Origin of the sequence: Rubellimicrobium thermophilum DSM 16684 (assembly GCF_000442315.1) — a bacterium.
GTDB classification, from domain to species: Bacteria; Pseudomonadota; Alphaproteobacteria; order Rhodobacterales; family Rhodobacteraceae; genus Rubellimicrobium; species Rubellimicrobium thermophilum.
This window is the reverse complement of the sequence record NZ_KE557320.1, coordinates 550,309-563,783: the sequence shown is the minus strand read 5'-3', so window position 1 is coordinate 563,783 and position 13,475 is coordinate 550,309. Positions and strand designations below refer to the sequence as shown.

The window sequence follows — 13,475 nt, the reverse complement described above, 5'->3', positions numbered from 1 at the left end:
GGCCGTGCGCGATTGCGCGATCGTCTGCGGGCGCCCTTGCCGCCTGCCCGTTCCGGTGCTCTATCTGCGGTCATGGTCAAGGCTCCCGACAATCCCGCCGATCCCTTCAAGAAGGCTCTTGCCGAGGCCGCGAAGGTCATGGCGGATGACCCGGACCTGACGGTGAGCTATTCGGTGGACCCGCCGGGGCTGACGGCCGACACGATGCGCCTGCCGCAGGTGTCGCGCCGCCTCACGAAGGAGGAGGTGCTGCTGGCGCGCGGGACGGCCGACAGCCTCGCGCTGCGCCGCCGTCTGCACGATCCCCGCGTGGCCGAGCGCTACCGTCCGCAAGGTCCCATGGCGCGCGACATCATGGACGCCATGGAGACTGCCCGGATCGAGGCGCTGGGTGCCGTGCACATGCCCGGCACCGCCGACAATATCGATGCCCGCATCGCCTCGGAGGCGCGGCGCAAGGGCTATGACCAGATCCGCCAGGCCCAGGATGCGCCGCTGGCCATCGCGGCGGGCTATCTGATCCGGCATCTCGCCACGGGGCGTCCTCTGCCGCCCGGCGCCGCCAATGTGATGGAGCTCTGGCGCGGCTTCATCGAGGACATGGCAGGCGAGCGACTGCGCGAGATCCCCGATCTGTTGTCGGATCAGCGGGCCTTTGCGCGTTTTGCCCGCGATGTGATCCGCGATCTGGGTTATGGCGACCAGCTCGGGAGGATCCCGACGAAGCCCCGCCCGAGGAGGCCGAGGAAGAGGCGCAGACCGAGGAGGAGGAGGACCGCAACCAGGCCGGCGGCGAACAGCAGAGCGAGGAGGAGGAGGCCGAGGCCTCGCCCGAGCGCAGCCAGGAGGAGGAGCAGGACAGCGCGCAGGCGCATGTCCGGATGGAGAGCGAAGAGGCCGAGGAGGCCGAGGCCGAAGATCTCCCCGAGGGCGAGGCCCCGCGCGAGCCGCCGCCCCCCGCGCCGCACAGCGAGGCCGATCCCGGCTATCGCGTCTTCACCACCCGCTTCGACGAGGTCATCGGCGCCGAGGAGCTGGCCGATCCGGCCGAGCTCGACCGCCTCCGGGCCTGGCTCGACCAGCAGCTCGAACCGCTGAGGGGGGCTGTCGGCCGGCTGGCCAACAAGCTCCAGCGCCGTCTTCAGGCCCAGCAGAGCCGGAGCTGGGAGTTCGACCGCGAGGAAGGCATCCTCGATGCCGGCCGGCTGGCCCGCGTGGTGGCCAATCCGACGACACCGCTGTCCTTCAAGGTGGAGAAGGATACCGAGTTCCGCGATACGGTGGTGACGCTGCTGCTCGACAATTCGGGGTCGATGCGCGGCCGGCCCATCTCCATCGCCGCGATCTGTGCCGATGTGCTGGCCCGCACGCTCGAACGCTGTCAGGTCAAGGTGGAGATCCTCGGCTTCACCACCCGCGCCTGGAAGGGGGGGCAATCGCGCGAGGCCTGGCTGGCTGCCGGGCGTCCGCCCCAGCCGGGCCGCCTCAACGACCTGCGCCACATCATCTACAAGTCGGCCGACATTCCCTGGCGCCGCGTGCGCGCCAATCTCGGCCTGATGATGAAGGAAGGCCTGCTGAAGGAGAATATCGACGGCGAGGCCCTGGAATGGGCGCATCGCCGCCTCGTGGGGCGGCCGGAGGCGCGCAAGCTGCTCATGGTCATCTCGGACGGGGCGCCGGTGGATGATTCCACCCTGTCCGTGAATTCCGCCAACCTGCTGGAGAAGCATCTGCGCGATGTCATCGCGATGATCGAAAGGCGGCGGCAGGTGGAGCTGGTAGCCATCGGCATCGGCCATGACGTGACACGCTATTACAGCCGTGCCGTGACGATCACCGATGCCGAACAGCTCGCCGGGGCGATGACGGAGCAGCTCGCCGCCCTCTTCGAGGCGGATCCGCGCCGCCGCCGTCTCCGGCGGGTGGCAGCATGATGTTCCAGAGCTTCGACTCTCCGGCCGATCCGTCGGCCGGTCCGGCCCGTCTGGCTGCCCTGCGCGCCCTGATGGTGCAGGAGGGGCTCGATGCCCTGCTGGTGCCGCGGGCCGACCGCTTTCAGGGGGAATATGTCGCCCCCTGCGACGAACGGCTTGCCTGGCTCACGGGGTTCACGGGTTCGGCGGGGTTCTGCGCCGTCACGGCCGGCGAAGCGGGGGTCTTCGTGGACGGGCGCTATCGCGTGCAGGTCCGCGCCCAGATCGCCCCGGTCTTCACCCCGGTGGACTGGCCGGAGACGAAACTGGCCGACTGGCTTCGGCCCAGGCTGGATCGGGGCGCCACGGTCGGCTTCGATCCCTGGCTTCATGCCGTGGAGGAGATCGAGAGCCTGCGCAAAGCGCTCGATCATGGGGGAATCCGGCTGCGTCCGACGCCGGACAATCTCATCGACCGTCTCTGGACGGATCGCCCGCCCCCCCTGCCGCGCCCTTCATGCCCTATCCCGACGCGCTGGCCGGCGAATCCTCGCAGCAGAAGCGGGCCCGTCTCGCCGCAGCCCTGCAGGAGGCGGACGAGACGGCCGCGGTGGTGACCGCGCCCGATTCCATTGCCTGGCTGCTGAACATCCGCGGGGCCGATGTGCCGCGCAATCCTGTGCCTCATGCGGCTCTGATCCTGCATGCCGATGCCACGGCGGATCTGTTCGCCGCCCCTGTCAAGACGGGCGCCCTTGCCCTCGGGGGGGAGGTGCGCCTTCACCCGGAGGAGGCTTTTCCCGAGGCCCTCCGCAACCTGACCGGCAGGGTGCGGCTCGACCCCCGGTCGGCCCCCTTTGCCCTGCTCGATCTGCTGGAGGGGGCCGAGGTCTCTCGCGGGGCCGATCCCTGCCTGCTGCCCAAGGCGCGCAAGACCCCGGCCGAGATCGCCGCCACGACCGAGGCCCATCTGCGTGACGGGGCCGCGATGGCCGAATTCCTCTGCTGGCTCGACGCCGAGGCGCCGAAGGGCCATCTGACCGAGATTGCCGTCGTGCGGGCGCTCGAGGGGTTCCGCCGCGCCACCGGCGCGCTGCGCGACATCAGCTTCGACACGATCTGCGGTGCCGGGGCGCATGGTGCCATCGTCCATTACCGCGTGACGGAGGCCACCGATGCCCCGGTCCGCCCCGGCGAGCTGCTTCTGGTGGATTCGGGCGGGCAGTATCTCGACGGCACGACCGATGTCACCCGCACCGTCGCCGTGGGCGATCCGCCCGATGGCGCGGCCGAGGCCTATACCCGCGTCCTGCAGGGGCTGATCGCCATGTCCCGCGCGCGTTTTCCGAAAGGCATCGCCGGGCAGCATCTCGATGCTCTCGCACGGTATCCGCTCTGGCTGGCCGGGCAGGACTATGACCATGGCACGGGCCATGGCGTGGGCGTCTATCTGTCGGTCCATGAAGGTCCCCAGCGCCTGTCGCGTCTGTCGGAGGTGCCGCTGGAACCCGGCATGATCCTGTCCAACGAGCCCGGCCACTACCGCGAGGGGGTCTGGGGCATCCGGCTCGAAAACCTGATCCTTGTGGAGGAGGCCCCTCCCCTGCCCGGCGGCGATCCGGGCCGGGCCATGCTGGCCTTCCGCACGCTGACCTGGGTGCCCTTCGACCGCCGCCTGATCGTCCCCGGGATGCTGTCGCCGGTCGAGAGGGACTGGGTGGATGCCTATCATGCCGCCGTGCTCGAGCGCATCGGCCCCCGTGTCGGCCCTGCGACGCGCGCCTGGCTGGGGGCGGTCTGCGCGCCCCTGCCCTCATCCCACCCCCGGGAGGCGCGGCAATGACAGGGAGCGCCGCCGGTCAGGCTGCGTCCATGCCCTGCAGGAGCGCCAGTGCAGCGCCGCGGGCGGCGTCGGTGACATGGTCCCCGGCCAGCATCCGGGCGATCTCGTCCACCCGCCCCGCGCGATCGAGGGGAACGACCCGGCTGGTGGTCCTGTCGCCCGCGATGGTCTTCTCGACCCGCCAGTGATGGTTGCCCATGGCGGCGACCTGCGGGGAATGGGTGACGACAAGGACCTGTCCGCCGCGGGCCAGCGCCGCCAGCCGCCGGCCCACCGCCGCCGCCGTTGCCCCCCCCACGCCACGGTCGATCTCGTCGAAGATGAGGGTCCGGCTGTCCTCGCCGCGCATCAGGCAGACCTTGAGCGCAAGGAGGAAGCGCGACAGTTCCCCGCCCGAAGCGATCCGGTCGATCGGTCCCGGCGGCGCCCCGGGATTGGTCGCCGCCAGGAAGCGCACCTCGTCCTGTCCGTCCGGTCCGGGCTCGCCCCCGGTCACCTCCACGGAGAAGACGGCCCGCTCCATTTTCAGGGGGGGCAGCTCGGCTGCCATCGCCCGGGCAAGGCGCGTCCCCGCCTCGCGGCGCAGGGCCGAGAGGCGTCCGGCCAGATCGTCATAGGCGGCCTCGGCGGCGCGCAGCGCGGCCCGCAGCCGTCTGTCCCCGGCCTCGCTGTCGTCGAGGGCGGCCAGTCGGGCCTCGAGGTCGCGGCGCAGGGCCGGCAGGTCGTCCGGTCTCACGCCGTGCTTTCGCGCCAGGCCGCGGATGGCGAACAGCCGCTCCTCCGTCTCCTCGAGGGCGCGGGGATCGTGGCGGATCGCCTCGAGACAGTCGGCGATTCCTGCCTCGGCCTCGGCCAGGGCCTCGCGCGCGCGGTCGAGCGCCTCGAGCGGGGCATCGAGCCGCCCTTCCGCCTGTCCGGCCGCCTGCGAGAGCCAGCGCACCGCATCCGAAATCATCCCTTCGGCCCCCTGGGCGGACACGGCCTGCAGGGCGCGGCCGATTCCCTCGGCGATGCGGCTGCCGGCCTGCATCAGCCGCCGTGCGCTGTCCAGCGCCTCCTCCTCGCCGTCCTGCGGATCGAGCGCCGCCAGTTCCGCAACGGCATGGCGCAGGAAATCCTCCTCCCGGCGCAGGGCCTCGCGCTCGGATTCGGCTCGGTCCAGCGCCGCGCGCGCCTCGCGGCGGCGTGCCCAGGCGGCGCGGATTTCCTCCAGAAGCGGCCCCGCCCCTGCGAAGTCGTCCAGCAGCGCCCGGTGCACGCGGGGATCGAGCAGGCCCCGGTCGTCCTGCTGGCCATGCAGTTCCACCAGCGTCCCGGACAGGGCGCGGAGCATCTCGCCGCTGGCGCGGCGGTCGTTGATCCAGGCGGTCTTGCGCCCATCGGCCGTGTTCACCCGGCGAAGGATCAGCTCGGACGGGTCCTCGCCCGGTTCGATCCCCGCCTCCTCGAGCAGCCGATGCGCCGGATGTCCGGGGGGCAGGTCGAAGACCGCCGTCACCTCGCCCCGTGCGGCACCCTGACGGACAAGGTCGGCCCGTCCGCGCCAGCCCAGGACGAAGCCGAGCGAATCGAGCAGGATGGACTTGCCGGCTCCGGTCTCGCCCGTCAGGACGTTCAGCCCCGGCTGGAAGGCGAGATCGAGCCGCTCGATGATGAGCATGTCGCGGATCTCGAGCGCGCGCAGCATTCCTGCCCCCTCCTGACCGTGCGAGAGGATGTGGCCCGCGTGCCGGAAGGGGTCAACCCCGGCCGTTTCCGGGATCAGCCCCTCTGCCGCCAGGGCCGTTCACAGGCTCTCCGGCAGATCGGCCCGTGCCGCGGCGAGATTGCCTGCCATCTCGGCGACGCTCTGGCTTCCGGGGATGACAGAGACGACGGCCGGATGCCGCAGCGGAAAGCGGAAGGCCGCATGCAGCAGCGGCACAGCCTCGGCGTCGCAGACCTCGCGCAGGCGGCGCGCCCGTCCGGCGATGGCGGCGGGGACGGGACCATAATCGTAATGGGCACCGCCGGCGAGGATGCCGGAGTTGTAGGGCCCCCCGATGATCACCCCGATCCCGCGTTCGGCGCAGACCGTCATCAGCCGCGCCGCCCCCTGCTCCAGCAGCGTCCAGCGCCCGGCCAGCAGGATCACGTCCAGTTCCGCCCGCTCGGCCAGCCACAGCGCGGGTTCCCATTCGTTCACGCCCAGGCCGATGGCACGGATCGTTCCCTGGGCGCGCAGATCATGCAGGGCGCGATGACCGCCCTCGATGAATTCGCGCAACCGGGCTTCGAGCGCCTCGCGAGAGCCCTGATTGCGCAGGTCGAGGTCATGGGCATGGAGGATGTCCACCCGGTCCACGCCCAGCCGTTCGAGGCTGAACTCCAGCGAGCGCATCACCCCGTCATGGGAGTAGTCGTAGACCTCGCGCCGGGAGGGCACGTCGAACCACTTCCCGGCTCCGTCGCCCTGTCCCGGCGGCACCGCCCGCAGCAGGCGCCCCACCTTGGTGGCCAGGACATAGGATTCGCGCGGCCGCCCGCGCAGGAAGCGGTTGAGCCGCGTCTCGGCCAGGCCGAAGCCGTAGAGGGGCGCCGTGTCGAAATGCCGGACGCCTCCGTCCCAGGCGGTCTCCATGATCGCCTCCGCCTCGGCATCCGTGAGCGCGCGGTAGAGATTGCCCAGCGGCGCTGTCCCCAGCCCCAGTTCCGTGAAGTCGAGACCCGAGCGTGCGTGATGACGGACGGCCAGTTGCATCGGCTTTTCCTCCATGCTGACATGCCAGTTGTCGCAGGGAGGAGCGCACAAGGAAATGACCGAAAGGTTCCGACGGATCTTCGGGCCGCACAAACCCGTCATCGCGATGGTCCATCTTGCTGCCCTGCCCGGTGCGCCGCTCCATGGCGGCGATCTGGAGGCGATCGTGGAAGGGGCCCGGGCGGATCTGCATGCGCTGCAGGCGGCGGGCGTGGATGCGGTGATGTTCGGCAACGAGAACGATCGCCCCTACGAATTCGAGGTGGACCGTGCCAGCACCGCGACGATGGCCTATGTCATCGGACGCCTGCGGGGAGAGATCACGGTGCCCTTCGGCGTGGATGTGTTGTGGGATCCGATGTCCACCGTCGCACTGGCCGCTGCCACCGGCGCGGCCTTCATGCGCGAGATCTTCACGGGCAGCTATGCCTCGGACATGGGGCCGTGGACACCCGATGCGGGCCGCGCGATGCGCTATCGCAACAGGCTGGGCCGGGCGGACTGTGCCATGCTCTTCAACATCTCGGCAGAGTTCGCCGACAGTCTCGACCGCCGTCCCCTGCCTGATCGCGCCCGTTCGGCGGTGTTCTCCTCGATTCCCGATGCCGTGCTGGTCTCCGGGCAGATCACGGGAGAGGCCGCGCGGATGGAGGATCTGGAGGCCGTCAAGCGTGCCGTGCGCGATGTGCCGGTCCTGGCCAATACCGGCGTCCGGCACGACACGGTGGCCGATGTGCTGCGCATCGCCGATGGCTGCATCGTGGGATCGGCGCTCAAGATCGACGGACACACATGGAACCCGGTGGACCCGGACCGCGCTCGTGCCTTCATGGCCCTCGTGCGGCAGACCCGGCAGGGGGGCGCCCACGCATGAGCCTTCGCGACGATCTGAAGGCGCTCTGCCTGCTGCCCGGCCTTGCGGGCCATGAAGAGCCGGTGGCCGCCTGGCTTCGCGATCGGCTGTCGGCCGTGGGTCTGTCCACGACCACCGATCGCCTCGGGAACCTGATCCTGACCCTCCCCGGCGATCCGGCCCTGCCCTCCGTGATGGTCTTCGCCCATATGGATCAGCTCGGCTTTGTCGTGCGCAAGGTGGAGGCCGACGGGCTTCTGCGTGTCGAGCGTCTGGGGGGTGTGGCGGAAAAGGCGATGCTTGCGCAGGCGGTCCTGATCTGTCCGCCGGGATGCGAAGCCTTGCCGGGGGTGATCACCGTGAAGTCGCATCATGCGACATCTCCGGCAGAGAAATACATCGCTCCCGCCGCGCCCGAGATCCGCATCGACAGCGGCCATGGGTCGAAGGCCGCGGCCGAGGCCGCCGGCATCCGCATCGGCACCCCCGTGGTCTATCACCCGCGCTGGCTGCCCCTTGCGGGGGATCGGATTGCCGCCACGGCTCTGGACGACCGGGCGGGCTGTGCCGTCCTCGTCGCGCTGGCCGAGCGGCTGGGCAAGCGTGCGGGCGGTCCGACGGTTCATTGCGTCTGGTCCGTGCAGGAGGAATTCAACCTGCGCGGTGCCGTGGTTGCGGCGCAGACCCTCCGCCCCGACATCGCCATCCAGATCGACCTGATGCTGGCGACCGACACGCCCGACATGGCCGACCGGGGCGAGATGGCGCTGGGCGGCGGCCCCGGCATCAGCCTCTACAGCTTTCACGGGCGCGGCACGCTCAATGGGGTCATCCCGCATCCGGCTCTGGTGCGGCTGATGGAGGAGGCGGCCGGGGCGCTGGGTCTTCCGCTCCAGCGCAGCGCGCAGGTGGGCGTGCTGACGGATGCCTCCTATGTCCAGACGGTGGGCGCAGGGGTGGCCTGTCTCGATGTCGGCTTTCCCATGCGCCATTCCCATTCCCCGCTCGAGATCTGCGACCTGCGCGATCTTGCGGCCCTGACGGATCTTCTGGAGGGTGCCCTGGCGCGGATCGATCCGTCCCTCAGGCTGGAGCGTGGCCCATGACCCCCGTGACGATGGGCATCGACATCGGAACCTTCGAATCGAAGGGGGTTCTGGTGGATACGGCGACAGGCGCCCTGCTGGCCGAGGCGCGCCGCCCGCATGAGATGCAGGTTCCCCAGCCCGGCTGGGCGGAACACCGCGCCGAAGAGGACTGGTGGGCGCCGTCGTCCATCTCTCCCGCGCCCTGCTGGATCGCTCCGGCCTGCCCGGCTCGGCGGTGAAGGCCCTGGCCATCAGCGCCATCGGCCCCTGCTGCCTGCCGGTCGATGCGGCGGGCCGGCCGCTGCGCCCCGGCATCCTCTACGGGGTGGACACGCGCGCCGCCCCGGAAATCGCCGAGCTGACCGCCCGTCTGGGCGAAGAGGCGATCCTGCGCCGCGCCGGACAGGCCCTGACATCCCAGGCCGTCGGGCCCAAGATCCTCTGGCTCGCCCGGCACGAACCCGCGATCTGGTCGCGCACCGCCCGCCTGCATACGGCCACGAGCTTCCTGCTCGAACGGCTGACGGGCCGCTTCGCGATGGACCGCTACACGGCAGCGGGCTGGGCGCCGCTCTATGACATCGCGACCGGCGACTGGTCGGCCGATCTGCTGGGGATCTGCGACCGCAGCCAGCTTCCGGATCTGCTCTGGTCGGCCGAGATCGCGGGCCATGTGACGCCGGAGGCGGCGCAGGAGACGGGCCTTGCCCCCGGAACCCCCGTGACCACCGGCACCATCGACGCCGCGGCCGAGGCGGTCTCGGTCGGCCTGCGCCGGCCCGGGGACATGATGCTGATGTATGGCTCGACGGTGTTCGTCATCCAGCTCACCGAAAGGCGCCTGACGGATTCCCGGCTCTGGACGGCCCCCTGGCTTCATCCCGGTCCGGCGGCGGCGATGGCGGGTCTGGCCACCTCCGGCACGCTGACCCAGTGGCTGCGCGGCCTGCTGGCCCCCCATCTCGACCGCGCCGAAGGCTTTGCCCATCTGCATGCCGAGGCCGAGGCCTCTCCCCCGGGGCGCGAGGCCTTGTCTGCCTGCCCTATTTCTCGGGCGAGCGCACGCCGCTGCACGATCCCCATGCGCGCGGCGTGCTGTTCGGGCTCGACCTCACCCATGGCCGCGGCGACATCTACCACGCGGCTCTCGAAGGGATTGCCGCAGCCACCCGCCATATCGTGGAGACCTATCGCGAGGCCGGCTCCCCCCCGACCCGCGTGATGGCGGTGGGGGCGGGGCCCGCGGGGTCTGGCTCCAGGCCACATCGGACATGACCGGGTTGCCGCAGGAGCTGCGCCGCGTCACGCTCGGGGCGTCCTATGGCGATGCCTTCCTTGCGGCGCAGGCCATCGGCGCCGCGGATGCCGAGGCGATCGACCGCTGGAATCCCCCCGTCGGCTGCTGCGACCCCCGTCCTGTCCCGGCCTATGAGACGCATTGGCGGATCTTCCGCGCTCTCTACGAGAGGACGAAGGATCTGATGCGGCTGCGCCCCGGCGATGGGGGCGGTGGAACGGGATGACGATTCAGCTTCTGTTCATCTTTGTTCCCGCGAATCACGAGATTCGCCAGAAATTGATTTCTTGACAATCGGTTGCAGGATGACCCCTGCCTGCAACACCCACCGCGCGATCCGCATACGATTTGTTAACCTTTTCACCGCATCCTGGCCGGGAAAGGAGATCCCGCGCCATGCCTTCTGCCTCTGTCCACGCCATCTCTCCCGACGAACCGGCCCCTTGCCGGTGCGTCGGCGCGGACGGACGGCGCAGCCCCCCTGCCCGCCGCGCATTCCGCGGCGCCCTGGGGACAGCGCGGGATCGCACGCCCCCTGTGTCAGGCCCTGTGTCAGGAAAACAGGTCGGGACGTTCCATGGCCAGCGCCTCGAGCCGCTTCAGAAGCTGTCCCAGATGCCGGCGCGTCGCCTCGCGCGCGGCGGCGGGATCGCGGGCGGCGATGGCCTCGATGATGGCCCTGTGTTCCTCGACGGTCTCTGCCATCCGTCCCGGCGTGGGCAGCATCAGGCGCCGCGCCCGGTCCACATGCACCCATGCCGTCCGCGACAGCCCCGGCAGGCGCCGATGGCCGGTCATGCCCAGGATCATCTCATGCATGCGGGCGTCCTCATCGTAGAAGGCGCCCATGTCCTCGGCGCCGGCCAGGGCTTCCTGCACGGCCAGGCTGCGGCGCAGCAGCGTGACCTGCTCGTCCGTGACGGCGGAGGCGACAGCCTCCACGGCATGAAGCTCCAGCGCCTCACGCAGGAAGGCGCCTTCGCGCACCTCTTCCATGGACAGTCGTGCAACGAAGGTTCCGGCCTGCGGGACGACATCGACCAGAGCCTCGGCAGCCAGCCGTGCCAGGGCCTCGCTGACCGGAGAGCGCGACACGCCCAGGGCCGAGCAGACCTCGCCCTTGCGGATGATCTCGCCGGGCTTGAGGGTGAGATCGAGGATGGCCTCCTTCAGGGCGGCGTAGGTTCGCTGGGCCAGTGTCCCGCTGAAGGCCGCGAGCGGCCTCAGCCCGTTTCCCCTGTCCCTCACCACTTGCGACATGCTAGCATGCTAGCCAAGGCCCCGTGCCTGTCAACATGCCTGTCGATCCGTTTCAGGGGGATGCCCATGCTCGACACCGCTGCCGCCCGGACGCTCCGGCTCCATCCGTCCGACAATGTCGTCATCGCCCTGGCCGACCTGCCGGCGGACAGCCTCCTGCCTGAATACGGTATCACTCTTGCCGGCCCCGTCCCGCGCGGTCACAAGATCGCCCTCGCGCCGATCCCGGTCGGCGGCCGGGTGATCCGCTATGGTCAGATCATCGGTGCCGCGACCCAGGCCATCGCCCCCGGCGATCATGTCCATTCCCACAATCTCGGCATGGGGGCGCATGACACGGATTATGCCTTCTCGACCGATCTGCGCCCGCTGCCGGCGGTCGAACCGCGCAGCTTTCTCGGCTATCGCAGGGCGGACGGGCAGGTGGGCACGCGCAACTATCTGGGCGTGCTGACCACGGTGAACTGCTCCGGTTCCGTCGCCCGCTTCATCGCCGAGGCCTGCGAGCGCGAGGCGTGGCTGCGCGACAATCCCGCCATCGACGGGGTCGTGCCCCATCGTCCATGGCACCGGCTGCGGGATGGCCTCGAAAGGCGAAGGCTACGAGACGCTCATGCGCACGCTGCGCGGCTGGGCGCGCAATCCGAACTTTGCAGGCATCCTGCTTGTCGGCCTCGGCTGCGAGGTGATGCAGGTTGGGGATCTGGCCGCTGCGGGACGGATGCGCGGAGACGGCCTGTTCCGCATGATGACGATCCAGCAGACCGGCGGCACGCGCCGCACCGTGGAACAGGGTGTGGCCATCCTGCGCGAGATGGCCGAGGTCGCCAGCCGCTGCCGGCGCGAGGCGGTGGGCCTCGATCATCTGACCGTGGGGCTGCAATGCGGGGGCTCGGACGGCTATTCGGGGATCACGGCCAATCCGGCGCTGGGCCATGCCTCGGATCTTCTGGTGGCGCATGGCGGCACGACGATCCTGTCCGAAACGCCCGAGATCTATGGCGCCGAACATCTGCTGACGCGCCGTGCGGTGACGCCGGAGGTGGGAATGAAGCTTCTGGATCTGATCCGCTGGTGGGAGGACTATACCGCTCGCTGGGGGGGGCAGATGGACAACAATCCCTCTCCCGGCAACAAGCGCGGCGGGCTGACCACGATCCTGGAAAAGAGCCTGGGCGCCGTGGCCAAGGGCGGCACCGCGCCGCTGTCCGGGGTCTATCGCTATGCGGAGCCGATCACGCAGAAGGGCTTCGTCTACATGGACAGCCCCGGATACGATCCCTGTTCCGTCACCGGTCAGATCGCCTCGGGGGCGAATCTGATCGTGTTCACCACGGGGCGGGGATCGGTTTCGGGCTACAAGCCGGTGCCCTGCATCAAGCTGGCCACCAACAGCGAGATGGCCGCCCGCATGGCCGATGACATGGATCTCGACTGCGGCGACATCATCGCGCGCGGCGTGCCGGTGGAGCAGAAGGGGCGCGAACTTCTCGACCTGATGGTGGCGGTTGCCTCCGGCGAACGCACGAAATCCGAACGTCTGGGCTTTGGCGGGGCCGAGTTCGTTCCCTGGCAGATGGGAGCGGTGATGTAGATGGGGCGGCCTCTGCTTTCAGATCCATTCGCCGCGCACGACCTGCCGGTAGATCGCCGAGAGCCAGTTGTCCCCCGTGGCCTCGACGCGCAGGCCGCGGCCCGTCAGAAGGGCATGGGCATCGCGATACCAGTCCGTCTCGCGGTAGTTGTGGCCGAGGATGGCCCCTGCCGTCTGGGCCTCGGCATCGAGGCCGAGCGCCAGATAGGCTTCGACCAGACGGTAGAGGGCTTCGGGCGTCTGCTGTGTCGTCTGGAAATCCTCGACGACCACGCGGAAGCGGTTGGCCGCCGCGGCATAATGCCCGCGGGCAAGGTAGTAGCGCCCGATCTCCATCTCCTTCGCGGCGAGATGGTTGAAGGCGAGGTCGAACTTGACCATCGCATCGGCGGCATACTGGCTGTCCGGATAGCCTTCGATCACGGCGCGCAGCGACTGGAGGGCCTGGAAGGTCAGGCCCTGGTCGCGGCCGATATCGTCGATCTGGTCGTAATAGGACAGCGCGAGGAGGTATTGCGCATAGGCGGCATCCTCCTCGGCGGGATAGAAGTCGAGATAGCGCTGGGCCGCCGCGCGGGCGTTCTCGTAGTCGCGGTCGCGGTGATAGGCGAAGGCAGCCATGATGAGGCCGCGCTTGGCCCATTCGGAATAGGGGTAAAGGCGTTCGATCTCGGAGAAGAAGAAGGCTGCGTCGGATTCGCGCCCTCGGTCGAGGGCCTGTTCGCCCAGACATAGATCTGGTCGGGGCTGTAGCCGTCCAGGGCGCCCGGCGTGCGGAGATTGCCTCCCGGGCCTCCACAGGCAGCAAGTCCCAGCGCCAGTACGACCCCGAGCCCGACCCGTCCCCATCCTGCCGTCATTGCGTGCCTCGCCGCTCGTGCCGT

8 protein-coding genes and 5 pseudogenes are annotated in these 13,475 nt (G+C 69.8%); 9 read left to right on the top strand and 4 right to left on the bottom strand.

What is annotated here, in order from left to right; translation table 11 throughout:
• Positions 1 to 72 precede the first annotated feature (72 nt).
• A pseudogene (gene cobT / locus RUTHE_RS03700) lies at positions 73 to 1,937 on the top strand (cobaltochelatase subunit CobT).
• Positions 1,937 to 3,759, top strand: a pseudogene (locus RUTHE_RS03695) (aminopeptidase P family protein). Before cobT ends, RUTHE_RS03695 begins: the two co-directional pseudogenes overlap by 1 nt.
• Positions 3,760 to 3,775: 16 nt before the next feature.
• Here the strand turns inward: RUTHE_RS03695 and recN are convergent.
• Positions 3,776 to 5,446, bottom strand: a complete 1,671-nt coding sequence (gene recN / locus RUTHE_RS03690) for a DNA repair protein RecN (RefSeq protein ID WP_021096937.1) — start codon at positions 5,444 to 5,446, stop codon at positions 3,776 to 3,778.
• Between the two features lie 99 nt (positions 5,447 to 5,545).
• A complete protein-coding gene (locus RUTHE_RS03685) occupies positions 5,546 to 6,499 on the bottom strand; it encodes an aldo/keto reductase (protein ID WP_021096936.1) in 954 nt (317 codons plus the stop codon).
• A 55-nt stretch (positions 6,500 to 6,554) separates the two neighbouring features.
• On the opposite strand from RUTHE_RS03685, the gene RUTHE_RS03680 reads away from it, so the two are divergent.
• From RUTHE_RS03680 to RUTHE_RS17350, 6 genes and pseudogenes are all read left to right on the top strand, one after another.
• Positions 6,555 to 7,373, top strand: coding sequence for a BtpA/SgcQ family protein (locus RUTHE_RS03680; RefSeq protein WP_021096935.1), 819 nt, complete (start codon positions 6,555 to 6,557; stop codon positions 7,371 to 7,373).
• The gene (locus RUTHE_RS03675; RefSeq protein WP_021096934.1) at positions 7,370 to 8,458 is read left to right on the top strand and encodes a M42 family metallopeptidase; all 1,089 of its coding nucleotides are present in this window, start codon (positions 7,370 to 7,372) and stop codon (positions 8,456 to 8,458) included. The genes RUTHE_RS03680 and RUTHE_RS03675 overlap by 4 nt, the downstream gene beginning before the upstream one ends.
• Positions 8,455 to 8,679 carry an FGGY family carbohydrate kinase gene (locus tag RUTHE_RS17365; protein WP_021096933.1) on the top strand — a complete coding sequence of 75 codons (225 nt, stop codon included), beginning with the start codon at positions 8,455 to 8,457 and terminating at the stop codon, positions 8,677 to 8,679. Before RUTHE_RS03675 ends, RUTHE_RS17365 begins: the two co-directional genes overlap by 4 nt.
• Positions 8,613 to 9,137 (top strand): annotated as a pseudogene (locus tag RUTHE_RS17360) (FGGY family carbohydrate kinase); the annotation flags it as partial. The gene RUTHE_RS17365 and the pseudogene RUTHE_RS17360, both read left to right, overlap by 67 nt.
• 236 nt (positions 9,138 to 9,373) lie before the next feature.
• Positions 9,374 to 9,715, top strand: coding sequence for an FGGY-family carbohydrate kinase (locus tag RUTHE_RS17355; RefSeq protein ID WP_245542204.1), 342 nt, complete (start codon positions 9,374 to 9,376; stop codon positions 9,713 to 9,715).
• A complete protein-coding gene (locus RUTHE_RS17350; protein WP_021096931.1) occupies positions 9,712 to 9,963 on the top strand; it encodes a hypothetical protein in 252 nt (83 codons plus the stop codon). The genes RUTHE_RS17355 and RUTHE_RS17350 overlap by 4 nt, the downstream gene beginning before the upstream one ends.
• 326 nt (positions 9,964 to 10,289) lie before the next feature.
• On the opposite strand, the gene RUTHE_RS03665 is transcribed toward RUTHE_RS17350, so the two are convergent.
• A complete protein-coding gene (locus RUTHE_RS03665; RefSeq protein ID WP_245542186.1) occupies positions 10,290 to 10,985 on the bottom strand; it encodes a GntR family transcriptional regulator in 696 nt (231 codons plus the stop codon).
• Positions 10,986 to 11,057: 72 nt separating this feature from the next.
• On the opposite strand from RUTHE_RS03665, the pseudogene RUTHE_RS03660 reads away from it, so the two are divergent.
• Positions 11,058 to 12,591 (top strand): annotated as a pseudogene (locus RUTHE_RS03660) (UxaA family hydrolase).
• Between the two features lie 18 nt (positions 12,592 to 12,609).
• On the opposite strand, the pseudogene RUTHE_RS03655 reads toward RUTHE_RS03660, so the two are convergent.
• Positions 12,610 to 13,451 (bottom strand): annotated as a pseudogene (locus RUTHE_RS03655) (outer membrane protein assembly factor BamD).
• Between the last annotated feature and the right edge of the window lie 24 nt (positions 13,452 to 13,475).

Coding starts and splice junctions, on each gene's coding strand:
- recN (WP_021096937.1), bottom strand. CDS start 5,446: ATGCTGCGCGCGCTCGAGATCCGCGACATGCTCATCATCGAGCGGCTC.
- RUTHE_RS03685 (WP_021096936.1), bottom strand. CDS start 6,499: ATGCAACTGGCCGTCCGTCATCACGCACGCTCGGGTCTCGACTTCACG.
- RUTHE_RS03680 (WP_021096935.1), top strand. CDS start 6,555: ATGACCGAAAGGTTCCGACGGATCTTCGGGCCGCACAAACCCGTCATC.
- RUTHE_RS03675 (WP_021096934.1), top strand. CDS start 7,370: ATGAGCCTTCGCGACGATCTGAAGGCGCTCTGCCTGCTGCCCGGCCTT.
- RUTHE_RS17365 (WP_021096933.1), top strand. CDS start 8,455: ATGACCCCCGTGACGATGGGCATCGACATCGGAACCTTCGAATCGAAG.
- RUTHE_RS17350 (WP_021096931.1), top strand. CDS start 9,712: ATGACCGGGTTGCCGCAGGAGCTGCGCCGCGTCACGCTCGGGGCGTCC.